Origin of the sequence: Streptomyces albireticuli (assembly GCF_002192455.1) — a bacterium.
Lineage (GTDB): Bacteria > Actinomycetota > Actinomycetes > Streptomycetales > Streptomycetaceae > Streptomyces > Streptomyces albireticuli_B.
The window spans coordinates 8,099,850-8,126,762 of record NZ_CP021744.1 but is presented as its reverse complement, the minus strand read 5'-3'; the positions used below and the strand labels follow the sequence as shown (position 1 = coordinate 8,126,762).

Annotated in this window: 30 protein-coding genes and 3 pseudogenes; 13 read left to right on the top strand and 20 right to left on the bottom strand. The window is 69.2% G+C overall.

Features of this window, described 5'->3' with window-relative positions:
• Window positions 1–286 precede the first annotated feature (286 nt).
• The 3 genes and pseudogenes from SMD11_RS37445 to SMD11_RS34570 all read right to left on the bottom strand — a co-directional run.
• Window positions 287–520 (bottom strand): annotated as a pseudogene (locus tag SMD11_RS37445) (DUF4097 family beta strand repeat-containing protein); the annotation flags it as partial.
• Window positions 521–748: 228 nt separating this feature from the next.
• Window positions 749–1,297: a transposase gene (locus SMD11_RS34575; RefSeq protein WP_234366509.1), complete on the bottom strand. Its 549-nt coding sequence runs from the start codon at window positions 1,295–1,297 to the stop codon at window positions 749–751.
• Window positions 1,294–1,692, bottom strand: coding sequence for a winged helix-turn-helix domain-containing protein (locus tag SMD11_RS34570; RefSeq protein ID WP_324614794.1), 399 nt, complete (start codon window positions 1,690–1,692; stop codon window positions 1,294–1,296). Before SMD11_RS34570 ends, SMD11_RS34575 begins: the two co-directional genes overlap by 4 nt.
• Window positions 1,693–2,067: 375 nt before the next feature.
• On the opposite strand from SMD11_RS34570, the gene SMD11_RS34565 reads away from it, so the two are divergent.
• Window positions 2,068–3,078 carry an ABC transporter ATP-binding protein gene (locus SMD11_RS34565; protein WP_234366325.1) on the top strand — a complete coding sequence of 337 codons (1,011 nt, stop codon included), beginning with the start codon at window positions 2,068–2,070 and terminating at the stop codon, window positions 3,076–3,078.
• A gap of 596 nt (window positions 3,079–3,674) precedes the next feature.
• On the opposite strand, the gene SMD11_RS34560 is transcribed toward SMD11_RS34565, so the two are convergent.
• Together SMD11_RS34560 and SMD11_RS34555 are read right to left on the bottom strand one after the other, a co-directional pair.
• Entirely contained in the window at window positions 3,675–3,995 is a 321-nt protein-coding gene (locus tag SMD11_RS34560) for a type II toxin-antitoxin system PemK/MazF family toxin (RefSeq protein WP_087930185.1), read from the bottom strand.
• Window positions 3,992–4,204 (bottom strand): type II toxin-antitoxin system CcdA family antitoxin, encoded by a 213-nt coding sequence (locus tag SMD11_RS34555; protein WP_087930184.1) that lies wholly within the window; start codon window positions 4,202–4,204, stop codon window positions 3,992–3,994. The genes SMD11_RS34560 and SMD11_RS34555 overlap by 4 nt, the downstream gene beginning before the upstream one ends.
• A gap of 405 nt (window positions 4,205–4,609) precedes the next feature.
• Between SMD11_RS34555 and SMD11_RS34550 the strand changes: the two genes are divergently transcribed.
• The 3 genes from SMD11_RS34550 to SMD11_RS34540 all read left to right on the top strand — a co-directional run bounded on the left by SMD11_RS34550 (window position 4,610) and on the right by SMD11_RS34540 (window position 6,211).
• Window positions 4,610–5,101, top strand: a complete 492-nt coding sequence (locus SMD11_RS34550) for a hypothetical protein (RefSeq protein ID WP_087930183.1) — start codon at window positions 4,610–4,612, stop codon at window positions 5,099–5,101.
• Window positions 5,102–5,142: 41 nt separating this feature from the next.
• On the top strand, window positions 5,143–5,460 hold the full coding sequence (locus tag SMD11_RS34545; RefSeq protein WP_199844022.1) for a hypothetical protein: 318 nt from the start codon (window positions 5,143–5,145) through the stop codon (window positions 5,458–5,460).
• Window positions 5,461–5,986: 526 nt separating this feature from the next.
• Entirely contained in the window at window positions 5,987–6,211 is a 225-nt protein-coding gene (locus tag SMD11_RS34540) for a hypothetical protein (protein ID WP_087930182.1), read from the top strand.
• Window positions 6,212–6,221: 10 nt separating this feature from the next.
• Here SMD11_RS34540 and SMD11_RS34535 read toward each other — a convergent pair whose 3' ends face one another.
• Window positions 6,222–6,860 carry a hypothetical protein gene (locus SMD11_RS34535; protein WP_087930181.1) on the bottom strand — a complete coding sequence of 213 codons (639 nt, stop codon included), beginning with the start codon at window positions 6,858–6,860 and terminating at the stop codon, window positions 6,222–6,224.
• An 871-nt stretch (window positions 6,861–7,731) separates the two neighbouring features.
• Complete coding sequence (locus SMD11_RS34530) at window positions 7,732–8,142, bottom strand: hypothetical protein (RefSeq protein WP_087930180.1); 411 nt, start codon at window positions 8,140–8,142, stop codon at window positions 7,732–7,734.
• A 305-nt stretch (window positions 8,143–8,447) separates the two neighbouring features.
• Here SMD11_RS34530 and SMD11_RS37440 point away from each other — a divergent pair.
• Window positions 8,448–8,789: pseudogene (locus tag SMD11_RS37440) on the top strand (DUF6907 domain-containing protein); the annotation flags it as partial.
• Between the two features lie 1,066 nt (window positions 8,790–9,855).
• Here the strand turns inward: SMD11_RS37440 and SMD11_RS34520 are convergent.
• Genes SMD11_RS34520 through SMD11_RS34510 form a run of 3 tightly spaced genes read right to left on the bottom strand, consistent with a single transcriptional unit; the run spans window position 9,856 to window position 11,384 of the window.
• A complete protein-coding gene (locus SMD11_RS34520; RefSeq protein ID WP_087930178.1) occupies window positions 9,856–10,821 on the bottom strand; it encodes a hypothetical protein in 966 nt (321 codons plus the stop codon).
• On the bottom strand, window positions 10,818–11,096 hold the full coding sequence (locus SMD11_RS34515; protein WP_087930177.1) for a sigma-70 family RNA polymerase sigma factor: 279 nt from the start codon (window positions 11,094–11,096) through the stop codon (window positions 10,818–10,820). Before SMD11_RS34515 ends, SMD11_RS34520 begins: the two co-directional genes overlap by 4 nt.
• A gap of 30 nt (window positions 11,097–11,126) precedes the next feature.
• The gene (locus SMD11_RS34510; RefSeq protein WP_087930176.1) at window positions 11,127–11,384 is read right to left on the bottom strand and encodes a hypothetical protein; all 258 of its coding nucleotides are present in this window, start codon (window positions 11,382–11,384) and stop codon (window positions 11,127–11,129) included.
• 409 nt (window positions 11,385–11,793) lie between these two features.
• Between SMD11_RS34510 and SMD11_RS34505 the strand changes: the two genes are divergently transcribed.
• The 3 genes from SMD11_RS34505 (at window position 11,794) to SMD11_RS34490 (ending at window position 15,288) form a co-directional block, all read left to right on the top strand.
• The gene (locus tag SMD11_RS34505; RefSeq protein ID WP_087930175.1) at window positions 11,794–12,258 is read left to right on the top strand and encodes a hypothetical protein; all 465 of its coding nucleotides are present in this window, start codon (window positions 11,794–11,796) and stop codon (window positions 12,256–12,258) included.
• 440 nt (window positions 12,259–12,698) lie between these two features.
• Entirely contained in the window at window positions 12,699–13,439 is a 741-nt protein-coding gene (locus SMD11_RS34500) for a hypothetical protein (RefSeq protein ID WP_087930174.1), read from the top strand.
• Window positions 13,440–14,022: 583 nt separating this feature from the next.
• On the top strand, window positions 14,023–15,288 hold the full coding sequence (locus SMD11_RS34490; RefSeq protein ID WP_087930172.1) for an enolase C-terminal domain-like protein: 1,266 nt from the start codon (window positions 14,023–14,025) through the stop codon (window positions 15,286–15,288).
• 313 nt (window positions 15,289–15,601) lie between these two features.
• Here SMD11_RS34490 and SMD11_RS34485 read toward each other — a convergent pair whose 3' ends face one another.
• From SMD11_RS34485 to SMD11_RS37435, 3 genes are all read right to left on the bottom strand, one after another.
• Window positions 15,602–16,105, bottom strand: coding sequence for an IS1096 element passenger TnpR family protein (locus tag SMD11_RS34485; RefSeq protein ID WP_159395477.1), 504 nt, complete (start codon window positions 16,103–16,105; stop codon window positions 15,602–15,604).
• Window positions 16,106–17,199: 1,094 nt separating this feature from the next.
• A complete protein-coding gene (locus tag SMD11_RS34475) occupies window positions 17,200–17,469 on the bottom strand; it encodes a DUF6354 family protein (RefSeq protein WP_159395476.1) in 270 nt (89 codons plus the stop codon).
• A gap of 52 nt (window positions 17,470–17,521) precedes the next feature.
• Window positions 17,522–17,983, bottom strand: coding sequence for a transposase (locus SMD11_RS37435; RefSeq protein ID WP_087930169.1), 462 nt, complete (start codon window positions 17,981–17,983; stop codon window positions 17,522–17,524).
• Between SMD11_RS37435 and SMD11_RS34465 the strand changes: the two genes are divergently transcribed.
• The 4 genes and pseudogenes from SMD11_RS34465 to SMD11_RS34455 all read left to right on the top strand — a co-directional run bounded on the left by SMD11_RS34465 (window position 17,936) and on the right by SMD11_RS34455 (window position 19,988).
• Entirely contained in the window at window positions 17,936–18,643 is a 708-nt protein-coding gene (locus SMD11_RS34465) for a hypothetical protein (protein ID WP_234366324.1), read from the top strand. The two genes, SMD11_RS37435 and SMD11_RS34465, sit on opposite strands and share 48 nt — an antisense overlap.
• Window positions 18,644–18,654: 11 nt before the next feature.
• Window positions 18,655–18,891: pseudogene (locus tag SMD11_RS34460) on the top strand (transposase); the annotation flags it as partial.
• A gap of 293 nt (window positions 18,892–19,184) precedes the next feature.
• Window positions 19,185–19,340: a hypothetical protein gene (locus tag SMD11_RS35725; protein ID WP_159395474.1), complete on the top strand. Its 156-nt coding sequence runs from the start codon at window positions 19,185–19,187 to the stop codon at window positions 19,338–19,340.
• Between the two features lie 3 nt (window positions 19,341–19,343).
• Window positions 19,344–19,988 (top strand): hypothetical protein, encoded by a 645-nt coding sequence (locus SMD11_RS34455; RefSeq protein ID WP_087930167.1) that lies wholly within the window; start codon window positions 19,344–19,346, stop codon window positions 19,986–19,988.
• A gap of 608 nt (window positions 19,989–20,596) precedes the next feature.
• Here the strand turns inward: SMD11_RS34455 and SMD11_RS36760 are convergent.
• From SMD11_RS36760 to SMD11_RS34420, 7 genes are all read right to left on the bottom strand, one after another.
• The gene (locus tag SMD11_RS36760) at window positions 20,597–20,827 is read right to left on the bottom strand and encodes a hypothetical protein (RefSeq protein ID WP_234366323.1); all 231 of its coding nucleotides are present in this window, start codon (window positions 20,825–20,827) and stop codon (window positions 20,597–20,599) included.
• A 28-nt stretch (window positions 20,828–20,855) separates the two neighbouring features.
• Entirely contained in the window at window positions 20,856–21,716 is an 861-nt protein-coding gene (locus SMD11_RS34445; RefSeq protein WP_234366322.1) for a methyltransferase domain-containing protein, read from the bottom strand.
• A 20-nt stretch (window positions 21,717–21,736) separates the two neighbouring features.
• Window positions 21,737–22,549 carry a protein kinase gene (locus tag SMD11_RS34440; protein WP_087930165.1) on the bottom strand — a complete coding sequence of 271 codons (813 nt, stop codon included), beginning with the start codon at window positions 22,547–22,549 and terminating at the stop codon, window positions 21,737–21,739.
• A 20-nt stretch (window positions 22,550–22,569) separates the two neighbouring features.
• Window positions 22,570–23,487, bottom strand: a complete 918-nt coding sequence (locus SMD11_RS34435; RefSeq protein ID WP_087930164.1) for a radical SAM/SPASM domain-containing protein — start codon at window positions 23,485–23,487, stop codon at window positions 22,570–22,572.
• 290 nt (window positions 23,488–23,777) lie between these two features.
• Window positions 23,778–24,506, bottom strand: a complete 729-nt coding sequence (locus SMD11_RS34430) for a WbqC family protein (RefSeq protein WP_234366321.1) — start codon at window positions 24,504–24,506, stop codon at window positions 23,778–23,780.
• A 16-nt stretch (window positions 24,507–24,522) separates the two neighbouring features.
• A complete protein-coding gene (locus tag SMD11_RS34425; RefSeq protein ID WP_234366320.1) occupies window positions 24,523–25,194 on the bottom strand; it encodes a YdcF family protein in 672 nt (223 codons plus the stop codon).
• Window positions 25,191–26,306, bottom strand: coding sequence for a helix-turn-helix domain-containing protein (locus SMD11_RS34420; protein ID WP_087930162.1), 1,116 nt, complete (start codon window positions 26,304–26,306; stop codon window positions 25,191–25,193). Before SMD11_RS34420 ends, SMD11_RS34425 begins: the two co-directional genes overlap by 4 nt.
• A 191-nt stretch (window positions 26,307–26,497) precedes the next feature.
• Here SMD11_RS34420 and SMD11_RS34415 point away from each other — a divergent pair, with 191 nt between their 5' ends.
• On the top strand, window positions 26,498–26,890 hold the full coding sequence (locus tag SMD11_RS34415) for a hypothetical protein (protein ID WP_087930161.1): 393 nt from the start codon (window positions 26,498–26,500) through the stop codon (window positions 26,888–26,890).
• The last annotated feature ends 23 nt before the right edge of the window (window positions 26,891–26,913 follow it).

Genomic DNA, 26,913 nt, shown 5'->3' with positions numbered 1-26,913 from the left:
TCCGGTGGCGCGCGCGTGGGCGCCCCCAGGGCTGGGGTGCGACCGGGGGCACTGGCCCGGCGACCGCAGACCTTCGGGTGCCGGTGTGATCAGCACCCAACCACCGCGCTTGGGAACGGTGAGGGCGGCGCCCTGCGGTGCCGGGGAGATCAAGGTACCGCCGGTATCCGACGGTGTCAGGAGGCGTGCAGCAGGTTCTTGACGGGGTACTACCGGCGGCGCTGGCGCCCGCCGATCGTGTGGTGTGCAGGTCGAGGTGGCCAGCACCGCGTGTAGCGATGTCGCCGGAGACCGTGGTGGCAGCGAGGACGCCGCGGGCCGCCGTGGTCGCGGTGACCACGATGTCACCGGAGACGGCCTTCGCCCGGAAGGTCTCGCCGTTGTACACAGCGATCTCGACATCGCCTGAGACGGTGTGGATCTCTGCGGCACTGTCGACGCGTCGTTCGGCCAGGATGTCACCGGAGGTAGTGGTACAGCGCAGCGTGTGGACGCCCAGGGCCTCGACATCTCCGGACACCGAAGCACGTTGAGGAGGTGGAGGTCGCCGAGGGTGCGCAGGTCGGCGCTGGCGGTCTCCAGGCGGAGGGAGGAGCGTTCAGACAGCCGGGCGGTCACGGTGATCTGGCCGCAGGCTCCGGGGCCGCTGACGATGGCGCCGGCTTCGGCGATGACGCGGCCATTGGCGACGATCTTCCGGCCACCCATGTAGATGTTGCCGCCGGAGATGACGGCTCCTGTGCCGCCGTTACTGAGGTTTTGGGTGTGGTGTCGTCAGGGTGAGTCCGGTTTCGGTGAGGCATCCGTCGATGACGTCGCTGCGGTACTGGATCTCGCGGAGGGTTCGGCGCAAGACACGCATCAGGTGGTCTGGGTCGGTGAAGGCGATGTTGTTCTGACCGGCGCGTCGTACCAGTGACCAGATGCCTTTGACTGGGTTGAGGTCGGGTGCGTAGGGCGGCAGCTGGCAGGAGGTGATCCACTCGTGAGAGCTTATGAAGGCGCGTAACCGGGCATCGAGGTGGACGTTCAGGTTGTCCCAGACGAAGACAAGCGGGGCGCTGAGTTGCTGGTGGGCGGCGATCAGCAGGTCGCGGTAGTCGGTCCAGGTGAAGCTGCGCCGGCCGCCGCGCTTATGGTCGGGGTGCCACTTGGGCCTGAAGATCAGCCGGGAGCGTTCGCCGGGTTTGTAGCAGGTCAGGGCGGCGATGGAGAAGCGACGCTGGGGGCGTCCTCTCACCCGGATCACCGGGGTATGCCCGCGTCGGGCCCAGGTGCGGGAGGTGGGCGGCGTCATCGAGAGCCCGGCCTCGTCTTCGAAGACGACGAAGGCCCCGAGCGCCGCCGCGATGCTTCCACCTGCGGCCACGTGTCCTTCACCCAGCCGGTGATTTTCTCCTCGTCGCGTTCCAGAGCGCGCCGGGCCGGGACTTGGTGGCTGAAGCCGTGGCGCCGCAGCATCTCCATAATGGTCGACAGTGCGAGAGTCTTGTGGAACCGGTGTCCGATCAACGTCTTGATCCTCGCCAGGGTCCAGGTCTGGTCCGGCCAGCCGTGCGCGACCGGCCCCTTTGCCAGTTCCTGTTCAAGCACGGCTAACAGGGCCTCGCTCAGCTTGGGACGGGCCGCCGGTCCCCGAGAAGTCAGGGCCTGTGGGCCGTCGTCCTGCCAGGAGCGGCGCCACCTCTGCACCGAGCGCACGCTGACCCGAGCTGTTTCGCCACCACCGCGTTGTCCTGCCCGACACCGAACATCCCGGCCGCCTCCATACGGACGCGCTCGCGAAATGCCCGCCGTTCCTCGGCCAGGCCACCGCCTTACGAGTACCTCATGGTTAGGGCATACCGCGACGATCACCACACGTCACCCCTCCACGACACCACGCCCGAAAACTCAGTAACTGCAAAGTCGAGTCTTGGAGGGGCTATGACACGTGTCCGGCGAGTAGCTATCGCGTTCGCAACAAGCATGGTCGCCACTTTGGCGATCGTCGCCCTGGTTACCTGTCAACGGTCAGGGCGACCGCCCCGGTGGCGGACCCAGGGAACCGGGGACCTGCTCGCCGCCGTGGCCCAGGCCGCGGTGTGGGCGGGCATCCTCTACCTCACTCTCACCGGCCGTATGCCGGTCGCCGTCGCCGCCACCACCTACCTCGTGGTCCGCACCGCCAACACGGCCCTGGCCGGCAGCGTCCGCACCTCCGCCCGCCTGTTCGCCACCAGCCTCTACGTCGCCGACTGGGCCCGCTTCCTCGACGGCGCCAGCGCCTGGACCATGCACCGCGGCACCACCACAGCCCCCGCCGCTGGCCCGGGCGAGATCCAGGCCAAGGGGCTGACCTTCACCTACCCCGGCAAGGACACCCCCGCCGTGCACGGGGTCGACCTCACCATCCGGCGCGGAGAGGTCGTCGCCCTGATCGGAGAGAACGGCTCGGGCAAGACCACCCTGGCCAAACTCCTCACCGGCCTCTACCTGCCGACCTCCGGAGAGATCACCTGGGATGGCCAAGACCTCGCCGGCCTCGAGCCCGCGAGCGTGTGGCGGACCTGTGCCATGGTGCCGCAGGACTACACCCGCTGGCCCCTGGCCGCCCGCGAGAACATCACCCTCGGCCAGCCCCGCCCCGAGGGCGACCGGGCGGTGCACGCAGCCGCCGAACAGGCCGGGGCCGACACCGTCCTCCAAGCCCTGCCCGACGGGCTGGACACTTCCCTGGCTCGCTCCTGGTGGGGCGGGCACGATATGTCCAGCGGCCAGTGGCAGCGCATCGCCATCGCCCGCGCCTTCCACCGAAATGCCCCTGTCATCGTGCTGGACGAGCCGACCTCCGCCCTCGACGCCCGCGCCGAGCACCGGATCTTCTCCCGTCTCAGGGAACTCGCAGCAGGCCGCACCGCACTGTTCATCACCCACCGCCTGGCCAACGCCCGCACCGCCGACCGGATCGTTGTCCTGCGCGACGGGGCCATCGCCGAAACAGGCACATACCCCGAGCTCGTCGCCCGTGACAGCGGACTGTTCAGCGAGCTCCACCGTCTCCAGGAGGGGCAGGGAGCGGTTCCGCCCGCCCTGTAGGTTCCGCGGTTCGATGAGCAACGGACCCGCGAAATGGGCAATGGATGAGCAACTCCGCGGTTCGGTGAGCAACGGGTCCCGTGACCTGCGACTTTGTCGCGGCATGTGGACGCGAAGCCTGTTACTACTGGCCCAGATTGCCCACGATCGGGGGCCGGACGACGGCATCGGCATTGCTCAGAACCTCGGACGACGCAGGTCAGAGACTCGCGAGTGCTCACGGACCAGCGGAACCTACACGCCCGGTAGGTCTTCTTCCCTGTTCACAGAGCCCCCGGCTCTGCCTCTGGCGGCCCGCCGCCCGTGCCCGCGGGCACCCCGCTCCAGTACGTGCCCTGCGCGGCGGACCGTCCCTCGCGCCTCGCTTGCTGGCTGGCGTGCTCGGCGGCCCGGTCTCGCCGTCCCGCGCACGTACCGCCAGGCGGATGCCCCACTCCGGGCTCGTGCTGCGCTCGGACCACCGGAATCCGTCCCCGCAGCGTCGTGCCGCGCTCTGCTGGTCCGACGTCCGTGGCCCGTCGCCGGAGCCGGCCCGCACCGGGGCCGGTGGGCGGAGTGCGTTTTGCTAGGCCCGCCTCCCTGGCCCCGGGCCTGATTCAGGTGAGATCCAGGGTGACGCGCAGGGCGGCGGAGATGCGGGTCATGGTCTCGGCGTCGACGGTGCCCAGGAACTCGCCGGAGGTGAGGCGCTTGTCGGTCAGTGCGGTGAGGTCGACGGCGACGGCGGCACCGTGCACGGGATGTGCCAAGGGGATGGTGACGACGGTGTCCGGGGCGCCCTGGGTCTCGTCGATCATCATGCACACGGCGGTGCCGGGCAGGGCGTCCAGGGCGGCGTCGGACTCGACGATGACGACGGCTCGGCTCTTGGTAGCCAGCTGGACGCGCCATACCTGGCCACGGGCCAGCGGCGTCACGCGACGTCCTCGCCGAAGAGGTCGGCGAGCTCCTCAGTGTCGTTCGCGGCCTTCTCGCGCCAGGCCCGTATGGCGGGGGCCGCGTCGCGGAGCTGCTGGGCCCTGAGCGCGCGCTCGACGTAGGCCGACACGTTGCCGCCGGAGGCGGCGCGGGCATGGGCGAGGAGATCGTCCGGCAGGGTGACCGTGGTGCGCGTACGAGTGCTCATACAGATGAGCATACTCGCGTATGACGCCGTGATGCGGAGATGACCGAAAGCCCGCGCTCCCCCTGGCCGCCGGGGCGACGCTGTCCGCTCCCGATAGGCCGCTCCCACCCCGCGGCCTGGCCCGGCCGGAGCGCCATCGGAGCTCTCCGTCGACGTTCTCCTGCCGGCGCGGTTCGTCGGCCCGCTCGACGCTGTCGCACTGGCAAACGGTCCAGGTCCGCTGGCACCGGACGCAGGATGCCGGGCTGACACGCAGATCTTCGAAAAAGATCGCGACGGGTGTCACACCGCGGACGTCCTCGACACCTCTATGGGTGATCCCCCCACCTGGCCTCGATCGGGAGACCCCATGGACTCGCCTCCTCCTGCTGCGCAGTCGCCAGCCCGTGCCCGGGCCGGTGCGCGTTGACGACCAACGACGTGATCGACAAGTTCATCGGCGGCGCCCACACCGTGCCCGAGCACGCCCAGGCCGTGGCCCGGTGGGCCCTGGGCAACGCGTGGTGGACCACCCTCCTGGCCGCGGTCGTCCTGATACTCACGCAGGTGCTGCGCCAGCTGGTCACCCGCCGGCTCCTGAAGCAGGGGCGCCTCGCTTTCGAACTGCTGCCCACGAACGGCTTCGACCCGGGCCTCGAGGACGTCCTGCGGTTCGCCAAGGGCATCGCCCAGGCGCAGCGCACGGTCTCGCGGTGGGCGTTCACCCCCGCGCGGGGCACGGCGATGCGGGTGCGGCTGGTGTCGTCCGGGGGCCCGCTCTCGCTGCGTGTCGAGGGGCCGGCCCGGGCGGCCTCGGTCCTGCGGCACCAGGGCTACGCGCAGTGCGAGCTGCGGGCGGTGGACGCCCGGGCGAATCAGACCGAGCGGCCGCGCATCCGCCTGGGCGCAGCGGCCTGACCGTTCACCACAACCGTGTGAGGAAGGCGAGGGAGCAGGAGATGGCGAATCCCAAGAACCGTGGTGGGCGGGTCCGGCTGACGAAGGACCCCGGCCCGGCGTCGGCCCGGAGCGGCAAGAAGGAGAAGGAGGTGCATGTGGCGCGGGCCGAGCTCGCTCTGGCCCTGCCCGACTACCTCGCGCTGCGGGAGGTGCCGCTGCGTCCCGATCCCCTGGAGGCTCTGGCGGCGGCGGTTGCGGACGTGCGGGAGGACCTGATGGAGCGGGTCGACGTGGTGCTGGACCTGGTCCCGGTCTCCGCGCGCGCGGTGAACCGGAAGCGGCAGCGGCTCCTGGCGCAGGCTCGGCTCCGTCCCTAGGACATGCCGGCCATACCCGGCATGCCGATGCAGCAGTCCGCCGGCCGCGGGATCGGCCTCGATCGGCTGTCCGCGATCGCCTCGGACGGCGAGGCTGCGCCAGAGGGGGACGGCGGCCGACCCGGCGGAGTGGGCTTGTGCCGTGCCGGTCGCCATGCCGGTGGCGGCGAGGACCGCCGCGGCGATGAGGGCGGGGATTCGGATGGATCTCATCTCGACCTCCATGGGTCGTGAGGGGCCAGGGCCCGCACGGGGTGCCGACGGGCACCCCGTGGGCGAGGATGTCGCCCCCGGGGCCGGCGGCTGGAGCCCGGTCCGCTGGCCGGACCGACACCCACGATCTGTCCGGAACCCGACGGCCTACGGCCCGTTCCGGTGCCGGGCGCGCCGTCTCCGGCGGGTCTCTGCGACACACGCACGGCGCTTGTCCGTCGGCCCGCCCCATCGCGCGCGCCCCGCATGCGGGCGGGCGCATCGTGTGTTGGACTCGAAGCGTCCGGCTCAACTCGCCCAGCAGGGAGCGATCATGCCCGAGAAGCACGTCGACATGGACTACCTCCGCATCGTCGGTACGGCCCTCAAAACCGCGACAGGCATGCTGGGCAAAGCCATGACGCGCAAACAAGCAGTGGCAAAGGCCATCGAAAAGGTTCGGGCAGAGGACCCCCAGGGCAAGGACTACACCCCCGAACAAATCGAACAAGGGATGAACGCACTAGCCACCGCGGGCGCCATGATGAGCAGTAGCTGAGACACCGCGCTCACCACGCCGATGACGCCGAGAGCCCAGCCGGACCGTCGGTGGGGCGGACCGCAGCGAGCGCCCGCTCGAGCTGGTCTTGTGGGATGGGTCCGGAGCTCGGGAGCCCGGCAGCCTGCCAGGCGGTGGCCGCCCGCTCGGTGTTCCCACCGACGGTTTGGATCATCAGGTCCTTGGCGTCCGACTCCGCGATGTCGCCGTCAGCCGGGCCGGGATCCACCAGGTGTACGGCCACACGAACCCGGTTGGCTGGCCGGTCGCCGTCCTTGACCTGTACCGATTCCATCGTCTTGTACACCCGGACCAGGCGGCCGACGAGCCGTTGGGCGAGGGCGTACAGCTGCTGACCGGAGTCGTTCTCCAGGCGGTCGGCGCGCAACCGTTCCTCACCGCGGCCCAGGGCCTTGACGTAGATGAAGCCCCGGTTGCTGGACTCCTCGATCTCCACCCGCGTCGGAATGCCGCGCACGCGGTCCTTGGTCGCCTGGATGCGAGCGATATCGGCTGCCAGCCGCATGCCGTCCAGGTGCAGGTTGAGCGCGATCGCGCGTACCCGGTTGTGCCAGGCCGCCTCCAGGCGCGGCGGACAAGGGCCGGCCGCCTGGGCGGCAGCGATGATGAGCTGATGAGGATCGGTCACAGACCCCTGGTGCCGTGCGGCCGCTGAGCCGATGCCGCAGGAAGGCGATGCACCCACCCGCAACCGGCCGCGGTGAAGGAGACGTTGCGGCAGGGTTCTCACCGTCACGGTGGAATCTCCCGCCGAACGCCCAACTCGCGTTCCGCTGCCGGTATTCTTCCCTGCGGCGCACCTCGTGCGCCCCCTCCCACGAGGACGCGGAACCTTCGGGCGCTCGGCCAGGGCGCCCGGTGTGGGCGTTCTCCGGCGCACCCCCGGACAAGGTGCACGTAGGGAGGGGGCGCCTATGGGACGCCACCGGAAGAAGCCGGTCCTCGGGCGCGTCTGCGCGGTCATCCGCGAGCTGGGGAGGCGGCTGATCGGACGGTGACCGGCAGTCCTCATCGATGCTGAGGGCTGGCGGCCACACACCGTCCACATTCTTCTGGTGGGCCCTCGTCGCGGACTCGTCCTCCGGGGCGGGGGTCTCTGCGCAGCCGGGGCGCCAGCTACGCGACCTTCAAGCTAGCACCCGGTGTGCCGGAGGTTCCAGCCCAACATGGTAGCGGCCACCCGGTGAGCGCCCCATAGGCGCTCCGGTCGCGCTGCTGCAACGGTTCGTCGATCCCGTCCTTGCATCCGGTTGACGACCACCGAGCCGTGCCACTCCACCATCGCACCGGCACCCAGGGGGCGGCCCGTCGCTGTGCCCCACTAGGTTCAGCGGCAGCACCGGGTTCTCGAAGTCCTCGTCCGCGAGCGGGCCGCCGCACTGTCCATGCCCACACGGTTTGCTGCTCGTCGAAGAGGGCGATGACGCCGTTGGACAGCGCGTACCCATACGCGTAGTCCTCCGACAGGCTCGGGCCCGCGCTGCCGTGATGGTAGGCCGTCACGGCCCGCTGGAGGCCAGTGAAAGCGGTGAAGAGCCGGAACGCCTCCTGCCTGATGAAGCCTTCGCCCAGTCCGGGAGGCCGGCGGGGCCACGGAGGCTGCTGTCGAGGGTGTCGAGCGCGAGGTGCCAGGTATCGAGCGTGCGCAGGTCACGGCGCACCATCGCGTCGACCGCCCGGGCGATCACCTCGGGCGTTGCCCGGCCGCCCTCACCAGCGTCGGCAGCCCAGTCCCGCAAGGTCTCGACGGTGGCGCCCTCCGCGGCGTCCGGGATGCCGTACGTCGCCGTCTCGTACTCCACTACGGCCGGCCGGTGTTCCTTCGGGACCGCGTCGTAGGGAGGCTGCGTCCAGTCGATGAGGCGTTCCACCTCGAACGCCGTCGGCGCCGTGATCGCGGGGCTGTCCATGGGCCCGGGGCCTACCGGGACCGCCGACGACGTCTGACTCCGTCCGCGTCGTGGACCTGGTGGAGCCGCAGGTCGTGCTCTTCGGTCGCCGGCGCGAGCTGGACGGGTCCGGCTGATTCAGTCGAAAATCCGGTCGGTCGTCGACTGCCCCAGCCTTGTTGCCTGAGGCATCCGCTTTCGAGTCGGACAGTCCGGCAAGCGACGTGTCCCGGCTGGGCCGGGCAGCTGGTGAAGACGGCTAACGGCCGTGAAAGGATCCCGCCATGGATCCGTATGCATAGAAAAAGTCGGTCACCGGTGAGAACTGCCCGCCGTGGTGCGCCCAGGAGCACCACGCGGTCGAGGACCCGGAGGACCCGACCATCGAGAGCTTCTTCCACGAGTCCGGTCCGGTCAGCCTGCGGCTGCCTCCGACCGGTCCGGGGATGGAGTTCCGGCTGAGCACCACGACCTTCAGCGCGGACAACTTGCTCAACGAGACCGTGGGGGCAGTCCGCTTGATCACCACCCTGAGCAGCACAGGTGACCAGAGAAGCGGCATTGATGATCTGGACATCCATACCAAGGCCGACCTCGACGGCTTCATAGCCGGCTTGCACGCCTACGCCACCGCCCTCGGGCAGTGGCGGGACCGGCTGCCAGACTGACCGCACGTCAGCGCGATGGGTACCCGTGCAGGGGCCGTGGTATCCGGGCGTGAGTAGTACCGATGTTTCCCGAGGCCGGTTCCGCCGTGGCGCGCACCAGAGCGACTGTCAGTGGCGGATGCGACCCTGTAGGGCCCCCGGGCCCTCGGCGAAGCCCGGGGCGGCCGGCAACGGGCACCCGAGGATCGGGAGATCACCGGCCGCTGCCCGGGCCGCTGGCGGGGAGTTCCTGCGGGGTCATGAACATTCCTCACGATAGTTGCGTGTACACCACTGACACGACCAGGGCCAGAGCGGTCATAGCCAACAGCCACAAATACCATTTCGGGAGTACGGGGTTCGACTTACGGAGTAATATTCCAGCCAAAGGAATCAGGATCGCGAGTATCGCAAGAATGGTGACCAGGGTGCGCATATTTTCCGTTCGAGAATCCGGGAAGTTACCTCAACTCTAACTATGCCGTAGAGCACCCGACTTCGACTACAGGTGACGCCCCAGGCAGGCTGCGCCGGGGCGAGCGGTCCGCGTGGTGGGTGAGGATCGCCGCGACCTGCGGCGGAATCCCCTTCGGGCGCTCCCCTTGGGGCGCCCCGCGCGGCGTCGAGCTGATCCACGTCCTCGTGCCATGCTTCTCCGGCCACGACTCAGCCCAAGGAATCGGGTCGCTGCTGAAGCTGGCCCGCGCGAGCAGACCGCAGGCAGGACGCACGTCACGCCACCAGCGAAGGTGACAGACGTCGCTTCCGACGGCGCGCCATGCTTCCCGTCACCTTCTACAGAGGGGCGCGAAATTCCGCGCCCCTCTGCTCATCCCGATGGAGGCCTCCGTGATCCTGCTCAGCGGCCCGCGTGTGCTCGCCTTCCCGTAAGGGACTGCGGCGAACCCCTCGCCGAGATCATCACCGGCGCCCGGCATCCTTCCGGCCGCTGTTGTCAGTGGCTGTGTGGATCAGAGCAGCTGATCACGGCCGCTGGCATCCTGTGAACGGCATGCCTCCGGAACGTAGGGGACCAGCCGCTTGTCAGGTCCGCCGGCCTGCCGGTCCGAGCAGGTGCCGTGTGCCGTCATGAGGAGGTGAGGCGGGCCACGACAGCCATGAGGGATCCGACGACGTCCTCCTGGGTGTTGTAGAGGGTCATCGTGTCGGTCAGGTGACGCAGGCCGGTGGTCAGCGTGTAGGTGGTGGAGGGCCACGGCGCGTGGTGATCTGGTGTTGGCCCTTGTGGTGCGGGAGCCGTGAGGTCCTGCTCTATCGCCGCCAGGCGCCGGTCGGTGCCGCGTGGGTGCGTGGTCACTGCGGCAAGGCCAGGGCTGGGGAGGGGGATGGTGCCATGGTCGAGGTCGTCGCCGGTGGGCAGTTCTCGCGCACTCGCGGCGAGACGGTGGGCGACGGCCCACCGGTGCACGCCGGCGGAGGGCGGCGGGCTGGAAGTTCCCGGGGTGCCGTAGCGGCCGGGGGGGACGTCACCGGGGAGCGGGGCGGGGGGCTCGTCGAGGATCCAGTCGCCTCCGTCGGCGTGGAGGGCGGCGGTCTGGTCGCACCACCACCGGGCGGCCTGGCGGTCGCTGGATTGCAGGTGGTGCAGGTACAGGCAGTGGGCGGCGGTGGCAGAGCCGGCGCCCGCGGCGAACTGCCACCAGAAGACGGGGCCGCCCTCGTGGCCGGCGAGGTGGAGCAAGCAGGCGAACGCGGTCCAGCTGGCCGGCTCGGCGGTCAGGTCGTCGGCGAGCAGCGCGAGAGAGGCGATCGCGGCGTGGTCGCTGACGGCGGTGACGGCCAGAACGTCGAGTGTCTGGGCGGCGTACTCGTGCAGGGCGGTGCGCCTGCGGGGAAGGGGGGTGGGGCCGGGGGTGTGCTGGTCGCCTTCGCCAAAGAGCGGGTGGGTGCCCTGGTCGCGGGTGCCGGGTGCGGTGACCCGGGCGGCGATCCGGGCCAGGGCGGCCTGGTCGTCGTAGTCGTGGAACGGGTCGGCCGTCATCCGGGCCTGGGACAGCACCTCGTCGATGGGGCCTTCTTCCTGGCGCCTCACGGTGCCTCCTCCGTTTCGCCGGCCCGCTTGAGGCCCAGGTCGTGGGCGAGGCGCCGTCGTGCTCCGCAGGTGTGGGAGCGGACTGTGGCGGGCGAGATGCCCATGATTTCCGCGACGCGCTCCGCGGGGTAGCCGAGGACGAAACGCAGGACGATGACGTCGTACTGGCGCTCGGGCAGGCGGGTGATGGCCGTGTAGAGGCCCAGGCGGGATTCGAGGATCTGGAGACGGGAGCGGGTGGCGTCCATGACCGCGGCGAACGCGGCGGTCTCCACCAGGGCCCGGCGCGGCCGCCGTCGCGCGGCCTACAGACGGGTGACGTTCTCCTTCAGCGCGGCCAGCGCGAAGGCCGCCGGGCTCGGCTGCTGGAGCACGTGGATCCAGGCCCGAGACAAATGGCCGAACGTGTCCTCAACCACCCATTGCGCATCGGCCGCATCGCCGAGCTGGAGATGGGCGTAGCGGAGGTAGGCACGATGGTGGAGGGAGAAGAAGGCGGTGAAATCTGCGGGTAATCCCTTCATGCCGCGCAGCGCCTGACCGCGTCGACTGGGGGTGTTCACGGCGCCTCCTCCGCGTGGCTTGGGCGGCCCGAACTCGCTCATGCGTACGGTTCCTTTCGTGGGTGGACGACGGTGCTTCCTCTTGGGATGCCGATAGCCTCAGGGCCCTCAGCGTCAGCCAACCGAAACCAGGGTCCAGTCGTGCAGGCAGATGAACGGACCGCTGGGGTAGTTGGCGCACGACTGTTTGCGCACGCCCCCCAGGAAGGGCCTACCGCCTCAGCGAGTTCACGAGTTCTCCGGCCCCCTGGCCCCGGCCCCGGCGCCACGCCGGCGGCCCGCGATGCCGGCGGCGCCCACACGCCGGGACATGCGCGAGCCACCGGGCCTCGATCCCGGGCATGATGGGATCCTGCGGGGCGGTCCCGTCTTGGGTTCGGGCCTCCCGCCAGGCGGGAGGCGAGGCGGCGTGCGAGAGACGACGGCCGGCTTCTGCGCGGCTACAGGCAACGACTTCCCACCCGTCGCGGGCGCGGGCTCCGAGGACCGTGCGGCCGCTGTGCTCCAGGCGGTGGAGGCCTTGCGCAGGATCCGCGAGGTGGTGAACCCCGCGGCCGGGCGGTCGGTTTCCGTGCCTGCCCAGTGGGAGCGACTCCAGCCTGTGCGCGCGATCGCTCTTGCTCTGGAAGCGGCTCAGGTGCCCGCATCCGCCGTCGACGCCGGCGGCCACCGCGTCGCCACCGGGTACAGCGTGCGGGATCACGACGGCGTCGTGCGTGTGGAATGGGTCGGACCGGCCGGCAGCCACGCACGCTACGAGCAACACGAGTGCCTCCAACGCTGTGCCCAGGCCCTGGAGGAGCTCGGCTGGCAGACCCTTGAGTACCGCGGCGCGCGCGGGCAGCGCTGGCTCGAGGCCGAGGCCTTGGCGTGAACACTGCGGTGGGCGTCGGCGAGCTGAAGCCGCCCGGAGGGCTCCTGCGGATCCGCCGGCCTGAAGCTGGTGCGGGACGTTCGGGGTGCGAGGCCACGGCGCGGGGCTGAGGTCGGCTGATCGCCGCTCCAGCCCCGTCAGCAGGCGGGCGACCTGGCGGCGCGGACGGAGCGCTTCGCCGGGAATCGGCGCCCGTGCCACGCCGCGCACACTCCCCGCTGCTGTCACACGATTTCCCATATGCGGCAATTCGGATCAGCTGTCGACGTTTAGGTAATATGGGCGCTGCGGCTGTGCGTGTTCGCCAGCCCCGTGAGGCTCCCCCACGCCGGTCCCCGCGGAATGGAACACCTGCGGCTCATCCGCAGTGTTCTGACCGGTCGCCCCCTTCCGCGGCCTTCCCCGCGTGGGAAACCCTTGCTGCTCTTGGAGTGAGACCAATGAGCCGTGGGCATCGTCAGGCCCGCACCCGTGCGATCCCTGCGGAGGCGCCGCCGTCTGGCGCCCGCTGCGATGAGGTCGCCGACGCCGTCGACGCGGTGAGCGTTGAGCGGTCGACCGTGCACAGCACTGGCCTCATCGTCCACACCCTGGTGCCCCTGTTCATCCCGTGCGGCGAGCTTCTCGGCCCTGGCGAGGCCACGCTCGAGGAGGTTGTGGCGGACAGCATTGCCGCGGCCGGGGTGGCGATCAGCCGGCATGAGGCCCGGGAGTCCTACACCGCGCAGGTCCAGGTCGGTGTGCTGGACCCTGTCGACGACCGGGCGCCGCAGGGATGGCGCCGTCTGGAGCTGGCGATCCTGGTGACCGCTCGTCGGCCCTGGCACATCGAGGGCGAGCAGGAGCTGGTCCAGAAGGACATGGCGCGGGCGGCGGCATTCGGGCTTGCCTGGGCATTTCCCGGTCTGCTCCGCGAGCCCGAATGGAAACCGGACTACCTCCCCCTGGACTGCAGCGGCAACGTGTTCCCTTTCGGTGACCACGTCCGCCTGCTGCGTGAGGATCTGATGTCTCAGGCGGTGGCGGTGGCGGTGACCGGCCCCGAGGGAGCCAACGTCCGCTTGGGCGATGTCGACTATGCCGGCGTCTGGCCGCAGAAATCAGCGGACTGGATGGAACAGTGGGAGGACTACAACCGCAAGGTCCAGCTTCTCGACGCCGAGCAGGCGCTCCCCGCGTAGGGCACCACCAGCCCTCACCGAGTCGCACAACCAGCGGGTCCGGCACGGGCAGCCCGGGGCCCCGCCGCGGCAACCGCGCGTCAGCGGGTGCCACAGGTGGTCGGCGCCGGTCAGAAGCTGTCCCGCTTCCTACTGCGATCCGCCCCCGTTACCTGGCGTCCAGGAGGCCGAGAAGATTGACATGGTGCAGGTCAAGGCTTTCGGCGGCCTGTTGCCTACTGGCCGCGATCATGGACGGCGTCGGGTAGTTCGGAAGCGTGGACGTGCTCCACGCTTTGGTCACGCCGTCCAGTACGGCCAAGATCTGGCCAGCCGATGTCGTTGCACTCGCCGTGTCCCACACAAGCTGTGTCGCATTACTTGGGAGCCAGCTCCGCCTTGCACTCATCGTCTGCGGTGCTCATTGTGTCTCTTTCGAACGTTGACGTGGTGGAGGTCCTGCGACGGTGGTGCTCAAGCTTGGGTCGTCCAGTGGGTGATCTACCGCATGATCCCCTCTCGGGTGCCGCGCATCGCTGCCCTCACATGTGGGAAGTCTCGGGCCGGGTGAACTGATCCGTACCGGCATGAAGGTGGGGTACCGATGGCTTCGGGACTGGACGTGCCCGCTGGCATTGCGCAGGTGCACGGCCGCATGGTCCTGAACACGCATCTGGAATGGACCCCGGAGTTCACGATCCGGCTCGCTGATGGCAGGACTGGCCGGGGCGCAGCCCCCGGTGCTGAGACACCCAGCGTCTTTGAAGCGCGCCGTCCAGACCGGGTCCCCGACCGTGACACCTTTGCCGAGGTGCGGAAGGCTCTCGCCGGCTACTCGTTCACTCAAGGCTCGCTCGATCGCCTGCTGACGGAGCGCGGCGAGTCGTGGGGAGCGTCCGTGGTGTACGGCGTCTCGGTGGCCTTCTTCGAAGCCTCGCGTGCCGAAGACGACATGGAGCTGCCTGACGGCGCGGCGCCAGTGGGTGAGGTCCGCTGCCCCCGGCTGCTGCTGAACGTCCTCAACGGCGGCATGCACGCGTACACCAATCCTGTGGCGTGCGATTTTCACGAGGTCCTGCTGGTGCCGCGGAGCGACGACTACGAGGCGGTGATAGATGCTTACCTGCGGGTCCTTCACCGTGTTCGCACGGCGCTGGTGGATTTTCCGCAACGGTCGGTGGGTGGCAACCGCGTTCACGACCTGGGGCCCGGGTCGAACGAGGCGGCGCTCGCGCTGGTAGAGGGTGCGCTGAAGAGCACCGGGCTGAGCGGCATGTTCGGGCTGATGGTCGATGCCAGCGCCGGCGACTGGACGGATGGGCATCGTCATTACGCCCTGCCCGTCACCGGCCGCAGGCTCACCCCGGAAGGCCTCACGAAGTACTGGCTGCGGCTGATGGACCGCTTCGATCTCACGATGCTCGAAGACCCCTGCGCCGAATCCGACCTGGACGGCTGGCGCGCCCTCCACGCGGCACGTCCGGCGGAGTGCCGGCTCCTCGGAGACAATCTGACGTCCACGCTCCCTTCCGAGCTGGCCGTCAAGGCGGGGATGGTGGACGGAGTGCTGCTGAAGCCGGACCAGAACGGCACCGTCAGCGGTGCCTTGCGTTTTGCCGCGATGGCCGGAGAACGCGATCTTCAGCTGGTGGCCTCACATCGCTCGGTCGAGACGGACACCCTCTTCCTCGTTCACCTGGCCACACAGGTCGAGGCGGACTACTTCAAGATCGGCCCCTTCTCCGACTTCAGCTCAGTCATGCGCAGCAACACCCTCCTGCGACGCCGGGGGCCCGGAGACGTCCCCGCCGGTCGTCAGCCAGGGCCGGTCCCCGGCGATCCGCCTCTCACGCGGCGGGACCTCACCTAGGAGTCCAATGAAGATGTAGAACACGCGCCTGGCTTGCACCGGATTACCCCGATCGACTTTTCCAGCCGAACTGGGGTATCCCGGGCGGCTGAAGCAGCATCTTCATTGGGCTCCTAAGGGGTGTCCGACTGGTCGGTGCGGCATGCGGTTGCTGGTGCTATTCGGGGCGCTCGCTGGCAGCTGGGGGTGCGGGGCTGTCAGCGGGGTTGCCGGACGGCCACCTGTGGCAGGCCCTCGACGGGTTCCTCGATTCACGACGCCACAGCGGAGTGACCGCCCGCGCTGGCGGCCGGCGGCCGACCCGGTGCCGCCGCTACCGGTCGTCGAGGTCCTGGAGGAGGGTGTACTGGCCGGGGCAGTGCAAGGTGGTCAGTGTGGGGGCGGGAGCGTTGCTCCACGGCCAGGGCCGGTGCGGGGGCGCGGGCACCGGATTCTCTCCGGTATCTCCGTCCCACATCCGCCCGTAGGCGTCGGGAATCGTGCCCCACCCCCAGTACGGCAGCGGCCGCTCGGGCACGGTGCCCAGTACCTTGGTCACTTCGATCGGCTGGGACTCCACCCGACAGGTGTGGCGCCAGTTGTCGCCCAGGTCGAACGTGTACCGGAACTCCTGCCCTGGCTGCAGGACCTCGCCCACACACACCACATCCGCATCGAGCTCGACATCCGGGTCCTCGACACCGTCGAGGTAGCGGTGCTCCGTGGCGCGCCGGCCCGTCGCCGGGAACTCGAACTCGTGCAGATGCGAGCGGTCCCAGCGGGCGAAGGCGTCATCGATCGCCTCGGCCAGCGCATGCAGCGTGTGCCCTGTGCTCACGGCGAAGACACGGCCCGGCCGCGGCCACAATTCCCCGGCCATACCTCCGCCCTCCAGCTCGACCCGGACACCCCACCACACGCTGCTCGCACTCCCGGTCACACCAGCAGTATCCCGCGGCTCCCCGGACACGAGAGGCCAGATTCGAAGCACCAGCGGGTGAATCCGTGTATCCGCGCTGCCGCTCGGCATTGCCGAATCCGTGCCCAGTTGCTCCTGATCCCTCGCGAGGTGGTGAGCGACCCGGTGGTGGGCCAGGTGGCAGGTCCACCCCTGCGAGTCCGGTACCGGCGGCTCGTGGCCGTGGTGCGCTGGGCTGCCGGGCCGTGGCGCGACGGCCGGGAGGGGGTTGCCCGCGGGCGAGCCGGCAGGCTACGGCCGGTGGCGGCGTTTGTGACCGCCCGACTCCGATGCTGTGTGTTCCCACGTGACAAGCAGCGCAGCCCGGCTGCCGAACTCCCGCTGGCCTCCTAGCAAGGCCAGCGAGGAGGCAGACCCGCTCGGGCACGCCAGTAATCCGCATCGCGAGGATCGTCCAGCCATCCGATCAGACGCTCCACGCCTGCCCGGAAAGCGCGGGGCAGTGAGATCTCCTCACCGACAACAAGTCTGAGAGCGTCGACGTCATGGGTGGCGTGATCGGTGTCGCACCAGCACCCCACATTCACCGCCGCGTCGACCGCGAGCCGGCCCAGGTCTGTCCACACCACCTGAAGCTGGAACTCCAGCTGATCACCCCGTCTGGATACTCAACGGCATCGAGGCCGAGAACGATGGGCGTCCACGGCTGCGGGCCAGAGAAGACCACATGGTCCAGTGCCCAGTCCTACACTGCCTTGTCTCCGTCAACGCGAGCCGCGTCAACAGCATGGGCCGCATCTTTCAAGGATTCCACGTCAGCAGGTGATAGGCGGGGGAAGAGCGTGGTCAATGGGACGTCGTCAAAGGAACCTCGCATGAGCCGATCATGAGTTCTCTCCGACCCAAACGGCAAGCGACCCCCGGCGCTGAGCAGGACCCCGAACCCCCTCAGTGCACCACCAGCAGTGCCCCAGGGGGCTCACTGCGTGGGGAGGGGGTCTGGTCCGTGCTGTTCACCGGGGGTCTTCCAGGAGGGCGAATCTGCGGGGGTCGGCCAGTGCGCGGACGTGGATACGCGGCGTGCGCCCGAAGACATCGGCCAGGCCGCTCAGATCGCGCTCCACACGGCAGGCGGCCAGCACGCCGTTCTCCTCGACCATGATGACCCGTACCCGCCGGTCGTCCCGCCCGGAGGCGAGGTCAAGGTAGAGCTGCCCTGGTCCGACCGGCCCCCCGGTGGCGGCAGTCCCCGGCGCCCCGGGCTGCCGGATCTCCTCGCTCATCTTCTCCTCCTGCACTCCCGTACCGTCCTGGCGAAGTCATAGCGTGCGCAGGCTACCGGCTGACGGCCAAGCAAAAGCACCCCCAGATCTCCCTCACCAAGGCAGGCATCACGCCCCGCTCGCCGGCCAGCTGCGTGCGCCGTGGCCGATCAGCGGGTACCCGGGCAGTGCGGACGTCTGTGCCCGATGCCGGGCGCGCGATGCGCGGGATGAGTCCTCGTGAGCGGAGCCGGGCGAGGTGTTCGGCGGAGAAGTACGCCTTGTCGGCGCGGACCTTGACCGTTCGCCGTCGTCGTGGCCCGCACCGGGAGCGTATGGCGGGAAGACCCAGGAGCAGCGGCTTGAACGCCTGGCTGTCGTGCACATTCGCGCCGGACACCGCGACGGCCAGCGGGATGCCCTGTGCTTCGGATAGCACATGCAGCTTGCTGCCCCTCTTACCTTGTTCTTTATGGTCTGGCGTCGAATGAGATCGCTCATCCGGGAGTTCGCGGGGCTTGGACACGACCTTCATTTGATCCGGGCGACCACTGAACGCGGCGTGATCAACGGTGTCGAGCCACCGGCCCGGCAACCCGGTACCGGGCGCGGGTGCCGCTCGACCATGATGGTGGCCATGACGGACGAGACAGGCCCCGAACCGCTGGGCCTCTGCGTGGTGGCCAACGTGGCGCGGGAGACTAGCCATGGCGACGGCGGACTGGAGATCCGAACCGGACTGCGGCATTTCGCTCCTGGGGCCAAGGTCTGGATCGCACCGCTGAGGTGGGACGGAGGCAGCCCAAGCGTGCCTGTCGTCGGCCGGCGTCGGGGCAACAGTCGCCGCTACAGCGCGATGGTGATCCCGCGCCGGTTCCTGGAGAACTTTCGGGTCCGTGCCGTGTACAGCTCAGCACTGCTGAGCGCGCTCGGTGGCGGCCCGCTCTGGACGGAAGAGCGTGCGGAGAGCTACGTGCGGTACTGGGGCACGCCGAGGCTGGAGACGCAGGTTGAGGTCGAGGGCACGGATTACACTCGATGGGCCCCGCCGGTCACCGATCCTCCGCCTATGGAGCTGGAGTTCGAGGGCGCGACCTATCACCTGGCCCACTTCAACGCCCACCGGGCCCGCTACTCGCCCCTACCGCCGCCCCTGGAGCCGCCCCCGCCACCGGTCGGGCCGACCGGCTCCTGAGCTCGTTCTTCATGGTCTCGCCTCGAACGATGCTTCGAACGGGATCGCTCGACTGCCTGACCGCGCGTGGGCGTGGGGACGAGCTGTTCGAGCTCGTGGACGCGTTGCTGTGCGCGGACGGCCCGGTGACGTCGCCGGTGGATCTGACGCTGGTGGCCGAGCACCGGCGTGGGCACGGCGCGATGTACGAGGCGTTGAACAGCGAGAACGTGGACGTGCCCCGGCTGCGGCAGGTGCTGGCATCGATCGCCTCGGCCAGCGCATGCAGCGTGTGCCCGCCTGCGAGTCCGGTGCCGGCGGCTCGTGGCCGTGGTGCGCTGGGCTGCCGGGCCGTGGCGCGACGGCTGGGAGGGGGTTGCCCGCGGGCGAGCCGGCAGACTACGGTCGGTGGCGGCGTTTGTGACCGCCCGACTCCGATGCTGTGTGTTCCCACGTGACAAGCAGCGCCGCGGACAAGGTTCTGTCGAATCTCACTGACCGAATACCTGTGCTTGGACACCGAAGTGCGGGACGTGGGGCTGCACGGGATGACGAGCACGCGATGACGCGCAACCGTAAGCAGAAAATGGCCATCCGGGCTGAAGCGGCGAGCGGCAGCCACGCCCGCGCCACCCGGCTCCACGCGTCCGTTCCCAAAGAGATTCTGACGGCCGAGATTCAGAACCGCCTGGTCAGCGCCTTCAAGGCGGTGGGCTAGCCCGTGGAGCACGACGGGTTTCCCGAAGGCGGCACGTGGTCCGGCGGGCTGGGACCGGTGTGGTCCATGCTCTCCCGGCCGGGCGGTCGGGACAGCGAGGCGGATCCGGACGACCCGGATCACTACGACCTCACCACGGTCCCCGAGCTGACCTTCATCACCCCCAGGATCCCCATCAACTCCGGGGAGGCCATGGTGCTCGCACTCCCCGGAACCACGCCGCCCGCCGACATCGTCAGCAAGGTGCGCGAGGAGCTCGCGTGCACCCGCGCGGCCAAGGTCCGCGAACTGGTCAACGACGCAGAGTGCTCCTTGTGCGGCGACCGCTACCCGGCGGCCCACCTGCTACCGGCGACCGAATCCGACCGGCTCCTGCTCTGCCCGTTCTGCGTCTTCGACGGCGACATCCTTGGCGGCCACCCGCTGCGCCTGGCCTACCTCATCGACGAACTGACCGACGAGGACGTAGCCGCACCAGCGGGATGGGCCGCGGTGACAGCACTCCTGGCCTGCGCCGCGGGCCCCGGCTTCCGCGAGCGGCTCGAGGACGGCGACGCCTTGCGAGTGCCACTGCCGCACTGGTTCGATCCCGGCCAGGTGTGGGTGTGGCTTCCGCCCGCCGACCTGCCCCCTCCCTGCGTAACCTGAGCCCCGGCACCAGCCTGAGCGCCCTGGTGGACGCGGTGGAGAAAGCCCACCCTGACCTGCGTGACCACTTCCGTGAGCAAGTAGCCGCCATCCTGGAAGAGGACGGCGAAGACAGCGACGGTGAGGACGCGCGGGACTACCTGGTCGGGGAACTTTGGCCTGCCGCGATCTGCTACGCGGTCACCGCGGCCACCCAGCACCAGGAGCGCCCGAGCGGCCACTCCCCATGGAGCCTCCTCGACGACGGCTTCGAGGAGGGCAACCTGGCCGACCAGTTCGACCAGATCGGCAGCACCCTGGACACCGGCTCCCTCGGACCCGTGTGGACCCTGTCCATCGGAGTACCACTCATCGCCAAGGCCTCGGCTGGTACCCCAACCCGTAGGGCATCCCAAGCATGCCAGGACCCCGTCCCACACCTCAGCTTGTTCCTTATGGTCGGGCCCGGTCATAAGGAACCAGCTCACCGGGGCTGCCCTCCAGCCCTCCAGCGGCCGTGGCACCTCCCAGGGCCGGGAAGAAGCGCGGGGCCGGTGTCATGACGTTCGGGGTTGGCTCCTCAGACCCATCGGCGGTCCCATGATGCCGCGGTAGCCATCATCTCGCTGTTAGGTGATGACGTTGCCTGGGGTGTCCAGCCACACGCGCTGGCCTTCGCGGGTGACGGTCAGGCCCGCACGATCGCGCTCGGGGCGGCCGAGCCGCTCCCACCTTCGGTAGGCGGCCTCCAGCTCGTCCCAGAGAGAGCGGGGCCCGTACTGCTCGACGGCGAAGGTGCCATGCCTGGGCACGTAGTCCACCGAGGCCCAGGACGTCCGGTCGTCGGCGAGCAGCCACAAGGTGGCTTCGTCGCTCCCGTCGTTGGCCTCAGCCAGGAGAGACCATGCGTCCGTCAGTGAGAGGCCGATGAAGAACTTCGCCTCGTACTCGGCTTCCAGGTCCCGGGGCGAGAGGGAGGTCGTGCTGCGGGTGGCGTCGTCGCGGTGGTGGAGGAAGTCGCGCAGGTAGCCGCGCGGGGGGGCGGTTGGTGCGGGTGCGCATGAAGGCCGGGTAGCCGGAGAACCGGCCCTCGGCGACGCCGTCCCGGGTGTCGAGGACGGCGAAACTGTACGAGTGGTAGCTGCCGCCCCAGGGGGCGACGATGCGGCCGGCGGGGGTCTGCTCGACCCAGGCGTAGGGGATCTCGGGGACGGTGAACGTCGCGAGCCACCGGTCGTACGGTGCCCCGTCGGGGTGTCCCTTCTCGGCGTCGCCGCACACGACGTGCGGGCTGTACCCGGCCGCGTGCAGGTTCTTGATCGCCTGCTCGACGATCACGGGGTCGATGTCGATGCCGAAGACGTTGTCGGAGCCGAGGCGGTGCGAGAGCCAGGCGAGGTTGTAGCCCGTGCCGGCTCCGGCGTCCATGGTGCGGTGGCCCTCACGTACGTCCAGCAGCTGAAGCATCTCCAGCATGAGCGAGGGCATGGAGGACGAGGATGTCGGCAGCCGGTACGCGTCGTCGCCCAGGTCCTTGCCGTCGTTGATCTGGGTGACGAGAGGCAGGTCGCCGTAGACCACGGTCAGCCATCGCTCCGGCCGTTCGCTACGCGAGAGCGGCCGGTCGTCGACCTCGATGAGGTCGGGCACGAAGAGCTTGCGATCGACCCTGGCCACGGCGTCCTTCCACTCCGGGAGAACCGCGCCCTTGTTGGTGAGGATCTGAGCGAGTCGTTCGGGAGTGCTCATGCAGTGACCTCTCAGTTGGCTTACAGCCCCGTCGCAGGGATGCCTCGGTGCTCCGCCCACGCCTGAGCCGCTGTCGCCATGTCGGCAAGCCACGACTCATTGGGGGTCCGCTCGGCGAGCTGGCGGTGCATACGTAGATCGGCCGCGGCGAACGCATCGATTGCCTGCGGATCTGCATTCGCCCATGCAGTGCATCCGGCGGCCCATGACTCGGCGGATTCGGGGGTGTGGCCGGCGGCGATCAGCTGCACGACGAGACAGGCCGGGTCGATGAAACCGGGTCCGCGCGTGGGCCAAGACCAGTCGATAATCCACGCACCCGCTTCTCCTACCGTCAGGTTGGAGGGGTTGATGTCGGTGTGCAGTAGGGCATCACCGCGGAGGAGCATCAACTCGTCTTCGCTGTTCACGTAGGCGTCCCACCGGTCTTCCCGCCAGTCCCGTGCGATGTCGGGCAGCTCCAGGCTCGCAGCCCGGTTGAGGAGGTCAACGGCGAGGGGGAGATCCGGTGAGCCGGGCTCGAAGTCAAGGCCGCGCTCCTCGATGGCCTCGAAACCCAGGATGATCCACCCGGCGTCGTCTCCGTCAACACTCCACAGCAGTCGGGGCGAGAGAGGCTGTACGTAGGGGTTGATTGCCCGTTCCCGGAGGATGGAGTCTTTCCGTCCTCCGGGATTGTTGAACATGGCCTTGACGAAGAACCGCCCCTTCTCGCTGTCAATGACTGCGGAGAAGTCGGAACTGAACCCCCGGTCCGGAACCTGGACGTGGGTGACGTTGCCGGTGTACGGCAGGATCAGGTGCCTGAAGTGGCCGTCGGGCAGGTCATCCACGTCGGGTCTCCTCGGTTACGTCAGTTCTTGGGCCCGCATTCGCTGCGCGGTGTACCCGGCCTGCACGCGTCGTTCGGTTCGCACCGCGGGTCGCATGGGTTCTTCGGGACGCAGTCGGGGTTACACGGCTGGTTCTGGCCCTGGTCGTTGTCCTTGTCCTTCTTCCCCCAGTCGGCTCGGAGGGAGTCAACGGCCTCCGACAGAGCGGGGCCGCTCAGGATAGAGGTCAGCGAGTCCTCGCGGACGTTACCGACACCCATCCAGGTGGAGAAGACGCACGGGGATACCACGCCGGTCGGGTCGATCGAGGCCCTGCCGTCACCACACCCCCCACACAGATTCGACGCATCCGGATTCTGGCTACCGCACGCCCGCCCGAACTCCCGGATGTGATCAGTTCCGATCCGACTGACGCCGATCGACTGAAGGTCGGCCTTCGCCGCCTCCATGCGCTGCTCGTTGTCTCCGACGATGCCGGCTCGGACCGGGATACCGAGTTCGAGTGCCTTGATGATGTTGGCGCGAGTCCTGGCGTGACTCGGACGACGGGTGACCTCGTTATGCTCCGACGCGTTGTCGGAGTAGTACGACGTGGCGAGGGACATACCCTCGCGCTGGAGCAGATCCCACCACGTGGCGGACACGTGAACCAGGTTGCTGTAGACCTCGACCTTGATGCCGAGCGTCAGAGCGCGGCTCGCGATCTCGATCGCGTGCGGGTGCATGGTCGGCTCTCCGCCGATGAGGGTGATGTGCCAGACGCCCAGCTCGGCGGCCTGGTCCAAGACCTTGAACCAGTCGTCCCGGGTCATCGTGCCGTGGTCGCCATCAGGTCCTGACGAGTTGTAGCACTGCACGCATTCGAGCTGACACTTCCGCGTCAGGTCCAGCCACAGAAATCCGGTGGTGGTCTGCTCGACGGGTAACGCTGTCGCCATCCTCGTGCCCTCTCATTCGTTGACCGGTTGATCACGGGGCATTCACGGGCCAGCTGTTGCTCGTCGCCTTGCCGTCGACGAGCTTGGCCACGCGGCTGCGCCTCCTCGTGCAGGTCGGAGGAGCGATAGGAGGACGCTAATGCGGGACGGGACGTTTGCAGACGGTGTTTGCTGACAGTGTCCGGGGGGCGACGGCGAGCCCGCTGGCCGGACGTCTCCTTGGTGTCCGGCCAGGTCAGACGGCGTCGTCGTGCACCCCGTGCTGGGGTCACTGCTCCCAATCAGCCAGGTCACGGTGTGGATCCAGGGATTGCCCGTGTCCTTCCGCGGCTGTGGATGGTGTGCAGGCTGCTCACCAGGCGCTGGGGGCCGGTGCGCATCAGGGGCCAGATGCTGCTGATTTCGCGGGCGGTCTCCCACACGCCGGTCGCGGGGACGGTGAACGGGGCGACTGCGATGCCGTTGGCAGTGAAGGGGGCCGCGTCGAGGTAGCTCATACCTCCGGATCCGCACAGATACGTGCGGGCTCCGACGGCGGCGGCGAGGTCGGCGAGTCGCTGTGAGCGCCCTGGTCTGGCCGGGAGGCTGCTGCTGTGGAGGATGCGGCCCTGCCAGCCGAGGAGGTCCAGCAAGGCGCGGGTGGATGCTTCGGCGACAGCCGCCGTCCGGTCGCTGGTGGCGAAGACGTCGAGGACGGGGGCCAGGGCCTGCCGGAGCGCGGGCCAGTGGGGACTACACCCGTAGTACTGCTGGAGGATTCGCGCGATCCGTTGCCGGGACCGGGCGGGCTCGGCCATCACGACCTCGCGGACCGTGGTGTTGCGGCCGTTAGGGAGCTGGGAGGGGATGGACAGCCACCAGCGGTGAGCGGGGTCGTCCAGGGCAGCGAGGCGGGTGCGGTGCTGGTAGTCGCAGCGGGTGAACTGGGCGTCGTCCAGGACGATCCAGCAGTCCGCCGCGAACAGTTTGGCCAGGGTCGAGAGCCGAGGGAAGAGGTTGGGCTGGTGGATGGCGCACAACCCTCCCGGCGGCGGTTCAGGGGTTGAGCAGGCGGCTGTCGAAGCCGTCCTCGAGGAGAGATCGGTATGCGGCATGTACGTCCTCCGGGACGTCCTGCTCGATGGCGAAGCCGAGCTTCGGGTACTCGATCACCCGTTGCAGATCGCCGACGAGCTGGTCGACGACGAGCTTTTCGTCGCCGATCGTCTTCAGGTAGTCGTCGAACTCCAGTGGCGCCGAGGCGCAGATCACTTCCACGTCGGGCCAGACCTTGCGGGCGGTGGCGAACGCGCGTCGTTCCATGTAGGGCATGGCGACCAGGAGCACGGTCTTCACGGCGAGGCCGGTGGCGGCCAGCACGTCGCGGGAGAAGGTGATGTTCTGGCCGGTGTTGCGGGCTTTGGGCTCCAGCAGAACCGCTTTGTCAGGGACGCCGAGGGCGAGCGCGTGCTCGCGGAAGTGGACGGCCTCGCCCCGGGGGAAGCGGCCGGGGTGGGTGGGGTTGGGCCCGCCGGAGAAGACCAGGGTGGGGAAGAGGCCGGCCCGGTACAGCTCGGCGCAGAAGACGGGGACGCCCAGGTCGTGGCTGCCCAGGCCGATCGCGGCGTCCGCCGGCCGGAGTTCGTGGCCCATCTGGTGGTAGTCCCAGATCAGCTTGGCCCGCTTGCGCTGGTTGTCGGTGATGCCTCGCTGGATGTCCGTCGTCACTGGCGTCTCTCTCCCTGTTCACCGCCGCCGGGGCTGGTCGCCTCCGCGGTCTGCCGGATGCTCTCGATGCTGGCCAGCTGGTGGCTCATGCCGTACTGAGCGGCCAGCTTGGCGGCCTGATCGAGGGCCGTCAGGCCATCATCCCGGGTGGCGGGGTCGGACAGCAGGATGTGCCCGTGCGCGGTGTCCAGCCGTACCCGCTGCATCGGCGAGTCGGTGATGCCGGTCCTGCGGGCGATGCCGATGAAGTGCAGGGCCTTGTTCAGGTCGCCCGTGCCTCGGTGGGCGAGGGCGAGTTTCTGGTGGGCGACGGACCAGTCGTCCGGCTCGCCGAGGTCTTCGAAGTCGCGGGTGGCGGCGAGCATGACGCGGGCCGCGTAGTCGTGCTCGCCTTCCTTGCTCAGCGCGGTTCCGACCCACAGGCGGGCCCGTGCGCGGTCGCGGCGGGCGAGCCGGTCGTCGACGGCCAGGTGTTCGTAGTGGCGTGCGGCGGTCTCCAGGCTGCCGGACATCTCGGCGACGACGGCTAGGGAGAGGTCGAGCTGGGCGACGCGTCGGGGGATGTCGAGCTGGGTGAAGATCGAGCGGGCTCCGGTGTAGGCGTGCTGGGCCGACAGCGGCCCCACCACTGCCCCTTGGTCGCGTTTGAGGTCGCCCATGAGGGCCGTGGAGCGGGCGAGGAGATACAGGCCCTTGTCGTCCAGCTCCGGCGGCCGGAAGCGGTTCAGCCACCGGCCCAGCAGGTTGTCGGCGAACGCGAAGTTCTGCCGGCTTAAGGAGACGACGACCCGGTCCAGGTCGTCGGTCCACGACTCGTACTCCCAGGCCCGGGGGCCCGCGGAGGTGACGCGACGGGTGGTCTGGGGCGGCCCGCCGGCCTCGGAGAGGAACGTCTCGAACCGCAGATGCACCGCCGCGTCCGCACGGGCGAGAGCGGTGTCCAAGATCGCCTGAGTGTCCGGACGCGGCTCCGTCTCCGTCAGGTGCTTGTCCCAGTTCGACACGGTCCTCACGGCAACACCGAGGTGCTGGGCGAACGCGCGGACGCTCATCCGCAGGGCAAGCCGCAGGGCCCTGGCCTCCAGGCCGGTCCAGTGGTGCACGGTCGCCACGCGTCGCTCCCTTCCGAGAGCCCATGCAAGCACGGCACACGCATGCGGGGGAACGGAAGTGCAACGCAAGTGCAACACCGTGTCATTTCGTCGCCGTCCGCCAGGGAGGACGCTTCAACACGCAGGTCACAACCCCTCTTTGGTGACGGCCTGCCGGCCTCGTTTCCCCTGAGCCTTGGACGGTCACCTCCATGGAACCCCTCACCGAGCACCGCAGTGTCAGCGGCCCGGCCGTCTACGGCTTCCTTCGGCTGGTCAACGTCCCCACGGTCCGCGAGAAGGCACTGGAGGAGTCGCTGGCCGAGTACTGCCGCCAGCACGAGCTGACCCTGTCCGGGCTGTTCACCGAACGCGTCGCGGAGGCCAACTCGGCAGCCTTCACCGGGCTGATAGACGCGCTGGGAGTACCTGGCACCTACGGAATCGTGCTGCCCTCCGCCTCCCACCTGGGCCCCAAGGCCATAGCGGCGGTGAGGAGCAAACGCATCGCGGCGACCGGAGCCCGCATGCTGCTGGTCCGCAGGGGCACCCCGAGCCAGCAGCGTGAAATCGGTTCCGTACCGGCCCTGGGGACCGAGTCGTGAGCCCTGAGGTGTCCGCGGATGTA